This window comes from Sulfitobacter sediminis (genome assembly GCF_040811725.1).
GTDB classification, from domain to species: domain Bacteria; phylum Pseudomonadota; class Alphaproteobacteria; order Rhodobacterales; family Rhodobacteraceae; genus Sulfitobacter; species Sulfitobacter sediminis.
Genome location: NZ_JBFNXX010000025.1, coordinates 21,792 through 37,997 on the forward strand (window position 1 = coordinate 21,792; position 16,206 = coordinate 37,997).

Annotated in this window: 11 protein-coding genes and 1 tRNA gene; 7 read left to right on the plus strand and 5 right to left on the minus strand. The window is 60.0% G+C overall.

Features of this window, described 5'->3' with window-relative positions; genetic code table 11:
* Positions 1 to 99 precede the first annotated feature (99 nt).
* Positions 100 to 693 (plus strand): gamma-glutamyl kinase, encoded by a 594-nt coding sequence (locus tag AB2B41_RS20220; RefSeq protein ID WP_367879642.1) that lies wholly within the window; start codon positions 100 to 102, stop codon positions 691 to 693.
* A 12-nt stretch (positions 694 to 705) separates the two neighbouring features.
* Here AB2B41_RS20220 and AB2B41_RS20225 read toward each other — a convergent pair whose 3' ends face one another.
* The 3 genes from AB2B41_RS20225 to guaB form a co-directional block, all read right to left on the minus strand.
* Positions 706 to 3,060 (minus strand): ATP-binding protein, encoded by a 2,355-nt coding sequence (locus tag AB2B41_RS20225; RefSeq protein ID WP_420014318.1) that lies wholly within the window; start codon positions 3,058 to 3,060, stop codon positions 706 to 708.
* A 67-nt stretch (positions 3,061 to 3,127) separates the two neighbouring features.
* Positions 3,128 to 4,291 (minus strand): RsmB/NOP family class I SAM-dependent RNA methyltransferase, encoded by a 1,164-nt coding sequence (locus AB2B41_RS20230; RefSeq protein ID WP_367879643.1) that lies wholly within the window; start codon positions 4,289 to 4,291, stop codon positions 3,128 to 3,130.
* A gap of 54 nt (positions 4,292 to 4,345) precedes the next feature.
* On the minus strand, positions 4,346 to 5,794 hold the full coding sequence (gene guaB / locus AB2B41_RS20235) for an IMP dehydrogenase (protein ID WP_367879644.1): 1,449 nt from the start codon (positions 5,792 to 5,794) through the stop codon (positions 4,346 to 4,348).
* A 136-nt stretch (positions 5,795 to 5,930) separates the two neighbouring features.
* Here guaB and speB point away from each other — a divergent pair, with 136 nt between their 5' ends.
* The 4 genes from speB to AB2B41_RS20255 all read left to right on the plus strand — a co-directional run bounded on the left by speB (position 5,931) and on the right by AB2B41_RS20255 (position 10,087).
* Entirely contained in the window at positions 5,931 to 6,890 is a 960-nt protein-coding gene (gene speB / locus AB2B41_RS20240) for an agmatinase (protein ID WP_367879645.1), read from the plus strand.
* A gap of 200 nt (positions 6,891 to 7,090) precedes the next feature.
* A complete protein-coding gene (locus AB2B41_RS20245; RefSeq protein WP_367879646.1) occupies positions 7,091 to 9,130 on the plus strand; it encodes an ASKHA domain-containing protein in 2,040 nt (679 codons plus the stop codon).
* A gap of 2 nt (positions 9,131 to 9,132) precedes the next feature.
* Positions 9,133 to 9,975, plus strand: a complete 843-nt coding sequence (locus tag AB2B41_RS20250; RefSeq protein ID WP_367879647.1) for a class I SAM-dependent methyltransferase — start codon at positions 9,133 to 9,135, stop codon at positions 9,973 to 9,975.
* Positions 9,976 to 10,013: 38 nt separating this feature from the next.
* A tRNA-Gly gene (locus AB2B41_RS20255) sits at positions 10,014 to 10,087 on the plus strand.
* A 757-nt stretch (positions 10,088 to 10,844) separates the two neighbouring features.
* Here AB2B41_RS20255 and bchJ read toward each other — a convergent pair.
* Positions 10,845 to 11,405, minus strand: coding sequence for a bacteriochlorophyll 4-vinyl reductase (gene bchJ / locus AB2B41_RS20260; protein WP_420014320.1), 561 nt, complete (start codon positions 11,403 to 11,405; stop codon positions 10,845 to 10,847).
* A gap of 22 nt (positions 11,406 to 11,427) precedes the next feature.
* Complete coding sequence (gene bchE, locus AB2B41_RS20265; protein WP_367879649.1) at positions 11,428 to 13,080, minus strand: magnesium-protoporphyrin IX monomethyl ester anaerobic oxidative cyclase; 1,653 nt, start codon at positions 13,078 to 13,080, stop codon at positions 11,428 to 11,430.
* Positions 13,081 to 13,404: 324 nt separating this feature from the next.
* On the opposite strand from bchE, the gene AB2B41_RS20270 reads away from it, so the two are divergent.
* Both AB2B41_RS20270 and AB2B41_RS20275 read left to right on the plus strand, forming a co-directional pair.
* The gene (locus AB2B41_RS20270; RefSeq protein WP_367879650.1) at positions 13,405 to 14,037 is read left to right on the plus strand and encodes a tyrosine-type recombinase/integrase; all 633 of its coding nucleotides are present in this window, start codon (positions 13,405 to 13,407) and stop codon (positions 14,035 to 14,037) included.
* A gap of 198 nt (positions 14,038 to 14,235) precedes the next feature.
* The gene (locus tag AB2B41_RS20275) at positions 14,236 to 16,092 is read left to right on the plus strand and encodes an adenylate/guanylate cyclase domain-containing protein (protein ID WP_367879651.1); all 1,857 of its coding nucleotides are present in this window, start codon (positions 14,236 to 14,238) and stop codon (positions 16,090 to 16,092) included.
* The last annotated feature ends 114 nt before the right edge of the window (positions 16,093 to 16,206 follow it).

Genomic DNA, 16,206 nt, shown 5'->3' on the forward strand with positions numbered 1-16,206 from the left:
TTCAATATAATTCTTCCGGTCCCATCCTTTTCCTGTTTTGGTTAAGAAGTGGTTTACGGTATCGCTAAAGCCTGGCGCAGACGGAAAGGATATTGGCAAATGCTTGTTTTTTATAAGGAACGTCTTGCCTTCCTGGCCGTACCCAAAACCGGTTCGACGGCCTATGAGACAGCCCTCGCTGCGCGCGCGGACATGGTCATCACCGAACCGCCAATGCTCAAGCACGCCCCTGTCTATCGCTACAACCGATTCATCCGGCCGATGTTCGAAAAGGTTTGCACCGCCGAGATGGAGCTGATGGCCGTGATGCGCGAGCCGATCTCCTGGCTGGGCAGCTGGTACCGCTACCGCCAGCGCCCCTTCATGGAGGGCAAGCCCAACAGCACAAAGGGGATCAGCTTCGACGACTTCGTTCTGGCCTACATGAAGGGCAACAAACCCGGCTTCGCGGATGTAGGCAGTCAGGCACAGTTCATGAAGACCCAGCCCAACGGCACCGGAATCACCCATCATTTCCGCTACGAAGACCAGCCACGCCTCATCGACTTTCTGGAGGATCGGCTTGGGGTGACGCTGAATTTGAAGCGCGAGAACGTCTCTCCCGAGATGGATCTGCGGCTGTCCGCGGACGTCGAAGCGCGCCTCAGGCGCAAATACGCCGAGGAATTCGCCCTCTACGGGTCGATCCCCTGAAACAAAGCCGCATCAGTGCAGCTGGCTTTGCACGGTCTCGGTAAGATCGGTGAGAGAAAAGGGTTTCGGCAGGAAAACGGAATTGGGGATCTTGGTCTGTTCCTCGCCGAAACTGTCCTCGGCGTAGCCCGACACGAACACCACCCGAACGTCGGGCCGGTGTTTCAGTGCTTCGCGCACCCAGCTGGGACCGTCCATACCGGGCATGATGACATCAGTTACGAAGACGTCGATGTTGAGCGTCTCGTCCTCCAGCGTCTTGAGCGCCGTCTCGGCCGAATCTGCTTCCAGCACGGTGTAGCCGCGCAGGCGCAAGGCGCGGCTGGCAAAGGCACGCACCGGTGCCTCGTCCTCGACCAGCAGGATCACACCGTCTTCGTGCGCTGCCGGGGCAAGCGCGCGGCTGACCGCGGGGTCTGCGGGCTTGGGCGGCTTGGTTTCGTAGACCGGGAAGTAGAGCACGAATGTCGTGCCCTGGCCCAGCACCGAGTCGACAAAGATGTAACCGCTGCTTTGCTTGACGATACCGTAGGCGGTCGACAGGCCAAGCCCCGTGCCCTCGCCCGTGCGCTTGGTGGTGTAGAAGGGTTCGAACACCTTCTGCAGCTTGTCGGGAGATATCCCCGCGCCGTCGTCGCTGACCCTGACCGCCACGTAGGCGCCCGATGGCACGGTCACCCTGTCGCGCTCGAGCGGCTCGGCAAGCTCTACGTATTCCGTGGTGATCCTGATCTCGCCCCCCGCGGGCATCGCGTCGCGGGCGTTGACGACGAGGTTCATCAGGACCTGTTCCAGCTGCCGTTTGTCGGCGCGCACGGGTTTCAGCATCGGATCGTGGCTGAGCGTGAGGGTAATCTTTTCGCCGACCAGGCGGTTCAGCAGATGCGTGAGATCGGCCAGGGTGTCGCGCATATCGATCGTCTCAAGCCGGAGGGTCTGTTTGCGGGAGAACGCCAGAAGCTGTCCGACGAGCGAAGCCGCACGGTTGGCGTTCTGGTTGATCTGCACCAGGTCACCATAGTCGGGGTCGCTCTGGTCATGACGCAGAAGCAGCAGATCGCAATGACCCGAGATGGCCGTCAGCAGATTGTTGAAATCATGGGCCACCCCGCCCGCCAGCTGGCCGATGGCCTGCATTTTCTGGCTTTGCACAAACTGCGCTTCGAGCGTCTTGAGCTCCGTCGCGTCGTGCAGCACGGCAATCAACGCGGACTTGCCGCCTTCGGTGATGCGGTTCAGCACCACCTGCACATAAGCTTCCATGTCGGTGCGTCTGAGACGCAGGAACTCGGACTTTTGTGCCACACGACTGTCCAGCGTGTCGGTGATCCAATCGCCGATCGACCGTCCCAGCCCTTCCATCAGGTGACTGAGATGCACATCCTTCGCGAGGGCCACGCCAATCAGCGTGGCCGCCATCCGGTTGAAGGATTGAACCGTGCCGTCGGGTGCGATCTTGATCAGTGGAACGGGCAGGTCCTGAAACGCCTGCCAGCCATGGGCCGTGCCTGTGGGCACCGAAGACTGCGCGGGCGGCGGCAGCACGTAGAGGGCGCGGCGCCCAGCCCCGGCTGGCACTTCGACCACCATGACGTCGCGGCGCCCCTCTGGGGTGGTGATCTGAGTGACCGTCCCCGGTTCCACCGGCAGAGAGGTGAAGAGCCGGTCGATCCCCTTGATCCGCCCGCCCGCCAGCGCCCGCGCCGCGTCATTCATGAAGAGGATCGCATCGGTCCGCCCCACCATGATCATCGGCAAGAGCTGGCTTTCCTGGACCGCCTTCGGCCCCGCGCGTTCCGCGATCTTCTCGATACGCCAGACATAGGCGTTCTCGGTCACTTCATGCACGCTGATCTGGACGTGGCCGGAACGGGTAAAAACATCCTCCTGCGCCGACCCGGTCCCGTGAGCGTGGGTCTGCAGACGGTAAAGGATGGCCCCGGGATTGGCGAATGCCCCCTGAAGCGCGCCCGCAAGCGTTGGGTGTGCCTGGAGGTCATATTGCCGGGCCGCTGCCGGATTCCCCCCGACTATTCGGCCCTCGGCGTTTGTGATAACGCTCGGCGTCGCGTCGCGGCGGATGAAGTCGCCGATCACCGCCAGCTCGTTCTCACGGCGCTGGGCAAGGAGGAAATGGCGCAGGGACAGAAATGCCCCCAGCAAGACCAGCGTCAATCCTGCGGTCGTCAAACCCATCGTCAGCAATCGATGCGGCGAGACAAGCGCCAGCGCGACAAGGAACACCCCGACCGCCAATGTCCAGCTTCCCTGCCGCGAGCCGGTCGCTGCAATGCGCGGTTCCTCGGTGCTGGCCGACGCGATATCCTGCAAGAAGCTGCTCCCGGTTCTGGCGAATCTCGGCCTCATTACGCGCAAGAAGGGTTAAGCAGCCTTTAACCATGGCTGTTATGCACGTTTAAATTGATTATGCATTTTAGGATGCGCGTATCAAGTGTGCAGTATAGAAGCCGTCCCCCTCGGGGCCGACATGAAATCGCCGCTCGAAAACCTGTCGCCAATCCGTGTGACGCTCAAGGAAGGCAGCAATGCGCGCCTCGTTCTCGTCTCTCAAAACCGAACAGGTGGCATAGGCCAGCAGGCCATCGAAGGTCACCAGCTCCACAGCTTCGTCCAGAATGCCGTCCTGAATGGTGGTGAGTTCCGCAAGCCTCTCCGGGCTCAGCGTCCATTTGCCTTCGGGCGCACGGCGCCATGCGCCTGACCCTGAACAGGGCGCATCGCAGAGCACCGTGTCGAAGGGGGCCTCACGCTTCAGGGCCGGGCCTTGCACCTCGGAGATCCGGACCCCCGCCCGCGCGGCACGCGGTGCAAGATCCTGCATGCGGCCCGGATCGACGTCATGGGCAAAGACGTCACGCGCAGGATCCGCAGCAAGCGCGAGGGCCTTGCCACCGCCCCCGGCACAATAGTCCAGGACCCGCCCGCCTGCCGGCAGGGCAGCAACCACCGCCTGGCTTGCCGCGTCCTGCAACTCGACAAGACCATCGAGAAAAGCCTTTGTGTTCCGTATCTTGCGCGCACCTTTTGTCACGGTGAGCGCGGTAGCGCAAAGCCTGTTCTCTCGCGTTTCAACGCCTTCCGATGCAAGCAGGTGCATCGCGTCGCTGCGGGTTGTCTTGCCAGTGTTGATCCGCAGGGTAACCGGCGCGCGTTCGGTGAGCGCCAGCGCGGCCGCCTCCGCGTTCTCCCCCAGGCTTTCCTCGAACTTCGGCACGAGCCAGTCAGGAAGATTCCACGCCACCGCCCTGTCTGTCGGTTCCGAGACCAAGGGCGCCTCGGCCTTCCCGAGCGGGCTGGGCGCATGTCCCTCGCCGGAGAACAGGTCACCCAAGATCTCCCCTTGGAGGTGCAATAGACCGATCATCAGGTTACGTGGGCCCTCGTCCCCTCCGTGATGGGCGGCCAAACGTCTGCGCCGCAGTACGTCGAAGACATGATCCCGTACCGCCGCGCGGTCCTTCGAGCCAGCGAACCTGCTGCGCCGTGCCCAGCGGGTCAGCGCCTGTTCGGCGGCGGCCCCCTCGGCCATATCCGTCAGAACCTCGATGGCCGCCGCGACCCGCGCACCGGGGGTCATACTTCACCTAAAACATGAAGTATGTCGCACAACCTATTGCAAAAAATCACCGACCTACCCGATCCGGTAGTTCGGACTCTCGCGGGTGATCTGAACGTCATGCACATGACTTTCCTTGAGACCCGCACCGGTGATCTTGACGAAGTTGCAGTTCTTACGCATCTCCGCGACCGTCGCGCAGCCGGTATAGCCCATGGCCGCGCGCAGACCGCCGACCAGCTGGTGGATCACCGCACCTGCGCTGCCCTTGTAGGGCACTTGCCCCTCGATCCCCTCCGGCACGAGCTTGTCGCTTGCCGCGTCCTTCTGGAAATACCGGTCGGCAGAGCCGCTTGCCATGGCACCCAGACTGCCCATACCACGGTAGGATTTGAAGCTACGGCCTTGATAAAGAATGACTTCTCCGGGGCTTTCATCCGTTCCGGCGATCATCGAGCCGACCATGGCGCAGGAGGCTCCCGCCGCGATGGCCTTGGCGAAATCGCCCGAGAACTTGATGCCGCCGTCTGCAATGACCGGTATGTCACCCGCCGCTGCCGCGCAATCCATGATTGCGGTCAGTTGCGGCACACCAACGCCCGCCACCATACGGGTGGTGCAGATCGAGCCCGGCCCGATACCCACCTTCACCGCATCCGCACCGGCGTCGATCAGGGCACGCGTGGCTTCGGCGGTGGCGACGTTGCCCGCCACGACCTGCACTTCGTTGCTGAGCGTCTTGGCCCGTTTGACGGCCAGTGCGACGCCTTCGGAATGGCCATGGGCGGTGTCGATCACGATCATGTCCGCACCCGCATCCACCAGCGCTTCGGACCGCTCGAACCCCGCATCCCCCACAGTTGTCGCCGCAGCAACCCGCAGGCGCCCGAGGTCGTCCTTGCAGGCCGTGGGGTTCAGGACCGATTGCTCGGAATCCTTCAGCGTCAGAAGCCCGGTCAGCTTGCCATTGCCATCGGTCACCAGCAGCTTCTCGATCCGGCGCGATTTCATAAGGCTCAGCGCCTCGCCCCGGTCGGCAGGCTCTTGCAGGATGGCGAGCTTGTCCGAGGTCATCATCACCTTCACCGGCGTGGCGTCATCCTGGGCAAAACGCATGTCGCGGTTCGTCACGATCCCGACGACCCGGCCCTTTTCATCGACCACCGGAAAACCGGTCACATTGTAACGCTCCTGAAGCGCCTTGGCGTCGGCCAGCGTCTGATCGGGGCGCAGGGTGATCGGGTTATAGACGATCCCGCTTTCGAAACGTTTCACGCGACGCACCTCTCGGGCCTGTTCCTCGACCGTCAGGTTGCGGTGCACCACGCCCATGCCGCCGGCCTGCGCCATGGCGATGGCCATGCGGCTTTCGGTAACCGTGTCCATGGCCGAACTCAGAAGCGGAATGTTGAGCGCGATGGAGCTGGTGACGAAGGTGCGCGTGTCAGCGGTCGAGGGCATCACCGAGGAGGCGCCGGGGACCAGCAATACATCGTCAAAGGTAAGAGCCTCACGAATCTCCATCATCGCACCTCGCAGCATGGGTTCATTTGGCGCTTTCCTATCTCACGCCGGGGGCCGGATGGAAAGGGCCATTCGGCCCGGCGCGCTTGTATTGGACGCCCCTTTGGGGAAAGCTGCGGGGCAAGGGAGGCGGACGATGGCGGATCACGGATACGATGCTGGGCGGCTCAACCTGCCCTTCGTGGGCATCTCGACCTTTGGCAAGCGCCCCTACGAGCCCGACTGGGCCGCGCTGGACGCAGATGTGGCGATCCTAGGCGCGCCTTTCGATGCGGGCACGCAATGGCGCTCGGGCGCGCGTTTCGGACCGCGCGCGGTGCGCGAGGCCTCGACACTTTTCAGCTTCGGCCATGCGGGAGCCTACGATCACGAGGACGATGTCACCTACCTGCCGGGGGATGTGACAATCGTCGACATCGGCGATGCGGATATCATCCATACAGATACCGAAGGCAGCCATGCCAATATCGAGGCCGGCGTACGCGCGATCCTTGACGCCGCCGCCCTACCCGTTGTGATCGGCGGCGATCATTCGATCAACATCCCCTGCATCCGCGCCTTCGACGGACAGGGTGACATTCATATCCTGCAGATCGACGCGCATCTGGATTTCGTCGACGTGCGCCACGGGGTGCGGCACGGCCACGGCAATCCGATGCGGCGCGCGGCGGAGAAGGATTACGTCACGGGCCTCACGCAGGTGGGCATCCGCAACGTCAGTTCCACCGCACGCGAGGGCTACGAGGACGCCCGCGCCATGGGGGCCGACATCATCTCGGTGCGGCAGGCGCGCGAGATGGGCACGCGCGGCGTGCTGTCACACGTGCCGATCGGCGCTCGGCTCTACGTGACCATCGACATCGATGCCTTCTGCCCCTCCATCGCGCCGGGCACCGGCACACCCTCGCACGGCGGCTTTCTCTATTACGAGGTACTGGAACTGTTGCAGGCCGCGGCGGAGCGGCACGAGATCGTTGGGATAGACCTTGTCGAGGTGGCCCCGGACTATGACCCAACGGGTTCCACGGCGATACTGGCGGCGCAGATCCTGCTGAATTTCCTGGGCTTCATCTTTCACGCGCGGAGCCAGCTGTAATCCGAAGGCGCAGCTGACGCTGCACGACATGCCTTGATTGGGGCTCTGCCCCAAACCCCGGGACTTTATGGGGCCAGAAAGAGGAGAAAGACGTCTTTTCAGTCCGGCGATGGCGGTAGCGGGAGGCTTTTTGCCGCGAAGTGACTTTCAACCCGCCGCCGCATCGCTATGTTGGCGCAAAATCGGTTCTGGCAGGTCTTATGAGCGATCCACTGGTTATCTTCACGCCCTCGGGCAAGCGCGGGCGATTTCCGAAGGGCACGCCTGTCCTGACGGCGGCACGGCAATTGGGCGTCGATCTCGACTCCGTCTGCGGCGGGCGCGGCATCTGTTCGAAATGCCAGATCACGCCGAGCTACGGGGAATTCCCAAAACACGGTGTGACGGTGCAGGACGACGCGCTGTCGGCGTGGAACGCCGTCGAACAGCGCTACGAGGAGAAGCGTGGGCTGAAACCGGGGCGGCGGCTTGGCTGCCAGGCGACGTTGCAGGGCGACGTGGTCATCGACGTGCCGCCCGAAAGCCAGGTGCACAAGCAGGTGGTCCGCAAGCGCGCGGAGGCCCGCGAGATCGTGCTGAACCCGCCGACGAAGCTGTACTACGTCGAGGTGGCCGAACCGGACATGCACGACCCCTCGGGCGATTTCGAAAGATTGCAGGATGCGCTGCGCGACCAATGGGGGTTCGAGCGGGTCTCGGCCGACCTGAACATCCTGCAGAAGATGCAGCCGATCCTGCGCAAGGGCGACTGGAAGGTCACGGTCGCCATCCACCTCGGGGACGAGGAGAGCCCGCACAGGATCATGCACATCTGGCCGGGCTACTACGACGGGACCGTTTACGGTCTGGCCGTCGATCTGGGTTCGACCACCATCGCGGCGCATCTCTGCGACCTCGCGAGCGGCGAGGTGCTGGCCTCCTCCGGCGTCATGAACCCACAGATCCGCTTTGGCGAGGACCTGATGAGCCGGGTCAGCTATTCGATGATGAACGCATCCGGCGCGCAGGAGATGACGGAAGCCGTGCGCGAGGGGATGAACGGGCTTTTCAGCCAGATCGCTGCCGAAGCCGGGATCGACAAGAACCTGATCGTGGATGCGGTCTTTGTCTGCAACCCGGTGATGCACCATCTTTTCCTGGGCATTGACCCCTTCGAGCTGGGACAGGCGCCCTTCGCGCTGGCAACCTCGAACGAGATACGCTTGCGCGCGTCGGACCTCGACCTGAACATCCACCCCTCGGCCCATGTCTACCTGCTGCCCTGCATCGCGGGACACGTAGGTGCGGATGCAGCGGCGGTTGCCCTGAGCGAGGCGCCCGACAAGTCCGAAGACCTCGTGCTGATCGTCGACGTGGGTACGAATGCGGAAATCCTGCTGGGCAACAAGGAAAAGGTGCTGGCCTGTTCGTCGCCCACGGGGCCCGCCTTCGAGGGGGCGCAGATCAGTTCCGGCCAGCGGGCCGCACCGGGGGCCATCGAACGGGTCGAGATCGACCCCATCTCAAAGGTACCCCGCTTCAAGGTGATCGGCTGCGATCTTTGGTCTGGCGATCCGGCTTTCGAAGATGCCATCGCGACGACCGGTGTGACCGGCATCTGCGGATCGGGCATCATCGAGATGGTGGCCGAGATGCGCATGAACGGCATCGTCGATGCGGCAGGACTTATTGGGACCGCGGGACAGACGCATTCGGCCAATGTCTTTGCCGACGGGCGCACCAATTCCTACCTGGTCTACGACGGCACGGAAAAGGGCGGCCCCAGGATCACCGTCACGAACCGCGATATCCGCGAGATACAGATGGCCAAGGCCGCGCTCTACTCCGGCGCGCGATTGTTGATGGACAAGTTCGGCGTCGACAAAGTGGACCGCGTGGTTCTGGCCGGCGCTTTCGGCGCGCATATCAGCCCCAAGCACGCAATGGTACTTGGCATGATCCCGGACTGTCCGCTCGAAAAGGTGACATCGGCGGGGAACGCCGCGGGTACGGGCGCGCGTATCGCGCTTCTGAATACCGAGGCGCGGGCAGAGATCGAAGAAACGGTTCGCGCGATCCACAAGGTCGAGACAGCGATCGAACCGCGTTTCCAGGAGCACTTCGTGAATGCCTCCGCGATCCCGAATGCCGTCGATCCCTTCCCGATCCTCAACTCTGTGGTGTCCCTGCCGGAGGAGACCTTCAACACCGGGGCGGATTCCGGTGATGGCGGCGGGCGTCGGCGCAGGCGGCGGGCCTGAGCGTGGCCGACCGCGATCAGCGTGCCTTCTGGACAGAGGAAGCCGGACCGAAATGGGTCGCGCGGATGGCGGCGATGGATGCGACGCTGCAGCCTGTGCTCGATCTTATGCTCGACAGCGCGTCGCTCACTCACGGAGCGCATGTCCTCGATATCGGGTGCGGCGCGGGGACGAGCACGCTGGAGGCGTCCATGCGCGTCGGTGACGGCGGCAGCGCTTGCGGGGCGGACATCTCGCGCACCCTGCTCGGTGCAGCGCGCGACCGGGCCGGCGGGCTGGCAAATGTCTCCTTCCTGCTCGCGGATGCGCAGTCGCACAGGTTCGAGGCGAACCGCTTCGATCGCATGATCTCGCGCTTTGGCACCATGTTCTTTGAGGATTTTTCCGCTGCCTTCGCCAATATTGCCCGCGCATTGAAACCCAACGGCACGATGACTTTCGTCACCTGGGGCGCGATCCCCGAAAATGCCTATTTCACCCTGCCCGCGCGCGTGGCCCGGCAAGAATTGGGCGCAGCGCCGAAATCGAACCCTGATGATCCCGGCCCCTTCGCCCTGCGCGAGGCTGACCGGGTGCAGAGCATCCTTGCCGATGCCGGTCTGAGCGAGCCGCAGGTCGAGGAGGTTCGGCTCGATCTCACACCGAAAGGGGATGCGCTGGCGGTCGCGGAACTGCTGTGCGAGATCGGTCCGGCGCAAAAGGCGCTGGATCATTTCAAGGCAACACCTCCCGAGCGTGCGCGGCTGACCGAGGCCATCGCGCGGGCGCTTGAACCGCATGCGACGCCGGATGGCATCCGCCTGCCCGCGCTGATCAACCTCTGCACAGCGCGCAAAGCCGCTTGACGGGTTGCGCGGCACCGCATATCTCGACTCCCAAGCGGGCGGGTATGGTGAAAAGGTATCACGAAAGCTTCCCAAGCTTCAGTTACGGGTTCGATTCCCGTTACCCGCTCCATATATATAGTTAAGTAATTAATATTGAGTCATAAATTATCACTCCACAAAATCCCATCCACCCCATAGCCCACCCGGGCTGAGCCCTTTTGGCTTCCCCTAAAAGGGCACTTTTTTCCAGTGGAACACATCCCGAAGTTTTGTTCAGAGAACGTCGCTCCAACAACGGGAAGCGGTCCGCAACCAAGCGAAGCTAACCGCTCCAAATGCTCAGGTCGAAAACGATTGGTCGAAAATACCCCCCCGGGGTACCCTCTTAAGTCCCCGCCGATATCTGGCCCCCACCACCAAGTGACCGAAGAAAAAGTTTTGAAAATTTTTGTGGCTGCGTTCTTCGTGGATCGGCTCTCAGAGTTTCTACTCTCTCCGTCCTCGAAAAAGTGCTTCCACTCTCGAGATCGAAACCGAGGACGTACCATGCGCCTCACCTCGAGTTGTCTTCCCTCTTCTCGGGCTACGAGCCTCTGCGTTGCAAAGGAGGAAAATCATGCATGGTTCGAAGCCAGCTCCCTCTCACTTTGCGGACCTTCGTCGTGATTGCAGCGAAGGTTACGAACGAGCCCTTCCGGTGAATTCGATTTTCTTGCTGCGCGCGCTCGCAGCACGGGAATTTCTGCATGGGCAAGATTTTTCGTGCCGCGATGCGGCTCGAAAACCGGTCGTAGGCGACAGACACAGCATTTATTCGGCAGCGAATTCACAGATCGCGGGACAGAGGGCACTTTGAGTGAGAAAGGCAGAATTAATGGTCCTTGGAGCTAGCGTTCCAGCTTGAAGCAGCACTTATGATCTGGCCCTTGCGCCCCGCACTCGGTCTCCACACATTTGCATGACGGCGCAACTAGGAATTGATAAAGCCTTTCGAACACTGCGGTGTGCCAATGGCAGAGGCAGAATTCGCTCCTTTCACCGAGAATAAGCGGATTGCCTGTGATTTCGAAGTTCCAAGGGTCGAGGATACGGAAATCTCCCGAGCCAACGAATGTCCAGGCATGTTTCGAAATAGCGGCGGCCAGCAGGAAGGCCGATGGTCCCTCGGGTAGAACCTTCAGAAGCAGTTGGGCCGCGCGTGGTATGCGGTGAGCCAGAATGTAGTTCGCAGTTTCGAACCCCGCTCTTGCAGATATTCCTGCCGCGAGAACAGGCTCCTCCAGTCGCAGCTGTTGGTGGAGCCTGGCGGCGGAGGTCTCAGGGATCATTGATTGACCACTCGGAACTTCGAAAATTCCTGCCTCAGCCAGCATCCTTGCGCGTCGGTCAGGTCCGCCAAGCCGGTCAAGCAGTGGCAAGAGCTGCAAGACCGCATTCGGCCCGATCAGCCCCGGTGCACGAAAGGCATCCTCAGACCTCCTCCATTTGCTGGTCGCCGCCGCCGCATACGCGGACTTCACTCCCATTCGGCATTTTGAATGCTGCTTTGCGTTCGAGTGTCTGTGCTTTTACGGCTTCGCGCCTTTCCTTTGCGCGCGTTGCACGGTCCGCAGCCGCCTCCCAATCGTCCAATTGTGCTTCTGCAAGCTGTCGTGTCTCGTCAAAACGGAAATCAACCGATTTCTTCGTTTGCGGCCCCCAATACCCGGCCTTTCCCAAGTCATAGAAGGTACGTTGAAAACCTGCTTTCAAGAACGCGTAGAGACATCCAAGCAGGTACCGGCGCCGGAAGCCTGTCCCACGCCACGGATAATGGAACAGCGCCTTCTTCGAATAGAAGCGGCGGTAGTTATTCATGACACCGTCCAGCAGTTCTCCCCTTTCCATTGACGCGGGCTTCATGATTGGGGTTACGAAGTTGTATTTTGAGAAATCATAGATTTCGACCTGGTCCTTGAGTTCTTGGAAAAGCGGCGTAAACGGCCAGGGCGTATACATCGACCAGTTCGCAAGATCGGGCTGCCAATCCCAAGCCATGCGGTAGGTTTCTTCGAGCGTTTCAGGCGTTTCATTGTCGAGACCCACGATGAATTGAGCTTCGACCAGAATGTCGGCTTCGCGCAGCAGGCGGATCGCGGTCTTGTTCTCTTCGACCTTTGTTTCCTTGTTGAAGGTGTCCAGCTTCATTTGCGCGGCCGCTTCCGTGCCTAGGCTGACATGGACGAGGCCTGCCTTGCGGTAAAACTTGAGCAGATCCTTGTCCCGGTAGATATCGGTGACCCGCGTGTTGATCCCCCATTTGACGCGATGCGGCAGATCACGGGCGATGAGCTCTTCGCAGAAGGCCACGAACTTCTTCTTGTTTATCGTGGGTTCTTCGTCCGCAAGGATAAAGAAGCCTACGCCATGGTTCTCGACGAGGTCCTCGATTTCATCCACGACAGCCTTGGGGTCGCGCACACGGTAGTCACGCCAGAATTTCCATTGGCTACAGAACGAGCAGGTGAAGGGACATCCGCGCGCCAGGTTCGGAATTGCGACGCGGGTACCCAAAGGGATGTAGATGTATTTGGACCATTCCAGTATGGACCAATCCGGTTTGATCTTGCTCAGGTCCTTCACCGTCGATGCGGCAGGCGTGGCCACGATCTCATCCCCATCGACAAAGGCGAGCCCAAGGATTTTGTGACGATCTTTTGGCCAGCGCCGGTCTTGTATGGCCAGCATCAGGTTGGTGCATATTTCCTCGCCCTCTCCGCGGACCACCACATCGATCCAAGGGGCCTCTGACAAAACCTGCTTATACATGAATGTTGCATGCACACCGCCCATAACACGAACCGCATGCGGCACGACATCCCGAGCGATCTTCAGCACATCTTCAGCCCGATAGATCGATGGAGTGATCGCTGTTACGCCCACAACATCTGGCGCCAGAGCCTCCATTTTTTGGGCGAGGTCTGCGTCGGACAACTCATCGGTCATTGCGTCGATAAAATGGATGTCTTCGAAACCCGCTTGCCTCAGGTGGCCTGTGAGATAAGCAACCCAGGCAGGAGGCCAGGTCCCTGCGATTTCGGCTCCGCCAGATCGATAGTTCGGGTGAACAAACAAAATCCGCATCTCAACCCCCCCCCATGTGTCAAATTTAATTGACACATAAGATGTCTTAAAGAATTGACACACATCAATTTCCAGACTGTTTTGATCTGCGGACAAAAACTGCTGTCAAGATCTGGAGCTGTTTGATCTGTTCGAATAGCCGTCACCCGGGCATTTGTCGTGCTGAAGCAAACCGGCAATTCTCGGCTCTCAGCCGACCTACGATGCGCAGCGATGAACCAACTTCATGCATTCTCTGACACCGGCCATTCGCTCAAACTTTAAAATCGTCCTGTCAGCGCGGTGCTGATGATTGGGTGCGGAGGGAGGATCGGAGGGCAAATCATGCCTAGAGTCCAACTTCCCGCAGTCACCCCAAAGCGCAAAGCCTGGAACAAAGGGCGCATCATCGGCCAGAAGCGACCCCTGTTGCCCAAGCAGGTCTGGGCGATCCGGGCACGGCTCGAACTAGCCAGCAACCTGCGCGACCTTACACTGTTTAACGTAGCCATCGACAGCAAGCTGCGTGGTAGCGACTTAGTCAAACTGGCGGTGGCCGATCTCGTCAAAGATGACCGCGTCCGGGAACGTGTTTCTGTGATCCAGAGCAAGACCAAGCGGCCAGTGCAGTTCGAACTGACGGAAAACACACGCGAAACTGTCTTAGCTTGGGCCAAATCACCCGAAATGTTTGCGCGTCGGTTCATGTTCCCAAGCCGATTCCATGACCGGCCACACATCTCAACCCGCCAGTATGGACGGCTTGTTCGCGACTGGGTCACGGCAATTGGGCTTGAGCCGAGTGGGTACGGAACTCATTCACTTCGGCGGACAAAAGCAGCGGAGATTTATCGAAAGACCGGAAACCTCCGCGCTGTCCAACTACTGCTTGGTCACACCAAGGTCGATAGCACTGTTCGTTATCTTGGTGTCGAACTCGAAGATGCTCTGAGTATCGCCGAACGCATCGATATCTAGTCCAACTTGGCGAGCGGTCCTGCCGCTCGCCAATTCAAAGCGGGTGTCTGCCCCTCATGCGGCGTTAGTCGGTTCTGAGCCCAAAGCGGGCGCTGTTTTCGTGTATCGTTACTGATTACCTTGAGCCACACTCGGTCTACTCGACGAATTGTTCTCGTTTGAGATAGGCTCGGCTTAGCGGAGATCGGAGCCCTGGAAATGGACGACCATGAACGCAGACTAACGACGGTCCTTTCGGCTGACGTTGTAGGCTATTCAAGCTTAATGGGCCGCGATGAAAGCGGTACTCTGACTGCGCTCCAACAACTCCGGCAAAATGAGATAAATCCTCGTATCGAGCGGCACAACGGGCGCATCGTTAAACTTATGGGAGACGGAAGCCTCGTTGAGTTTGCCAGCGTCGTCGATGCAGTTCGCTTTGCAGTTGACGTACAGCACGCCATTGCTGCAGCCCAAACAGAAAGTACTGACGAAACACGCATCCAGTTTCGCATTGGGATCAACGTGGGTGACGTCATTGTGGCAGGGGACGACATCTACGGAGACGGCGTGAATATCGCCGCGCGGATAGAAGGACTTGCGGACCCCGGTGGCATTTGCATAGCGCGCACCGTCTTTGATCAAGTGAACGGTAAACTCGATCTCACCTTTGCACCGATGGGCCTGCAAGAGGTAAAGAATATATCCACCCCGGTGGAGGTGTATCGGGTTGAGCTGGACAAGCGCTCGCAAGCGCTTGCTTTGGACACTCCCCTGCAGATTACGGAACCGCAAGTCGAAGTACCACGCCGGAAGACGAAGCGTTGGGTGCTGGTCGCCGGAATTGTGGTTCTGGCCGTCGCTGTTGCACTGAATTTCCTGCAACCAGAGACCGCCAAACCGCCGGTTATCGCCGTGCTACCTTTCGAAGACTTCAGTAGCGGAGAACACAAAGGCTTTCTGAGTGATGCAGTAAGTGGCGGGATCATCACGTCCCTGGCGCGCTACCCGCAGATGAAAGTGATTTCAAGGCGATCCAGCTTCAAGTTCCGTGATTCCGATCTCGGCATTTCGGAAATCGCCGACCAACTGGGTGCCGACTTCATTCTTGAAGGGACACAGCAGTATGATGGCGAACGGCTACAGATCACAGCGCATCTGATTGATGGCCAGACGGAAGAGCATATTTGGGCTGATGATGTCGATGTCCCACTCGAGGATTTGCTCAAAACGAACAACGTGATCAGTTTGAATGTCGCCGGGTCCGTTGGAAATAAAGTGATCGAAACCGAGGTGGCGCGCATGACCAAAGACGATGTCAGCGCGCTGATGATTGCGAATGCTGCTCAAAGCCGGATCATGCGAGACTTTAGCCGCGAGAGTCTGTTGAAGAACATAGAGGAACAGGAGCGATCGTTGAAAGACTACCCGGAATCGGCCTGGGGTCATCTTGGGCAAGCGCTCTCACTGCGGATTGGCTTGCGTTACGGCTGGATTGAAGGCGATGAAGAGGAAATACGCAAAAGGATGTACGATCTGGCGCGCCGGGGCGTAGAGCTCGATCCCAACAACTTCATGGCCTACCAAGCCTTGGGACGCGCCTTGACGATGAACAACGATCCTGTCGCCGCGGCAAACGCTTTTCGGCGTGCGATCGAACTCAACCCGTCATCGTCGTTTGCTAGAACCTCGTTGGCCCAAACGTTGGGCTTTATCGGAGAGACGGAAGAGGCTTTGGAGGTGATTGCTGAAGCCGAACTCGTCGATCCATTTTACGGGCACGATATTCATTGGGAGAAAGCCAGAATCCAATGGCAGATAGGCGATTGTGATCAAGCTCTTGAGACGTTTCAGGCATCTCCTTCAATGCCGGTAGCTGCCAACACGACGCTTGCCGCTATTTATCACTGCCTTGGCAACGACGAGAAAGCTAGACAGGCAATGGCTGTCTATGTCGCTGAAAACCCGGGATGGACCGTGTCACGAGAACGGGATGTTAATTCCGGCCTATGGATTGCAGAGGGCGCTCTCGACCGTTGGCTCGAAGCTATGAAATCTTCGGGAATGCCCCTGTAGCGATGCTGCAGTATATGACGCTTTCGTCCCGCTCCATGGCTTTGATGATGTGACCGCCCCCCGACGGCATCTATGTGCCAAGGTGGGTCTGCGATGATCCACAAAGGAGGACGG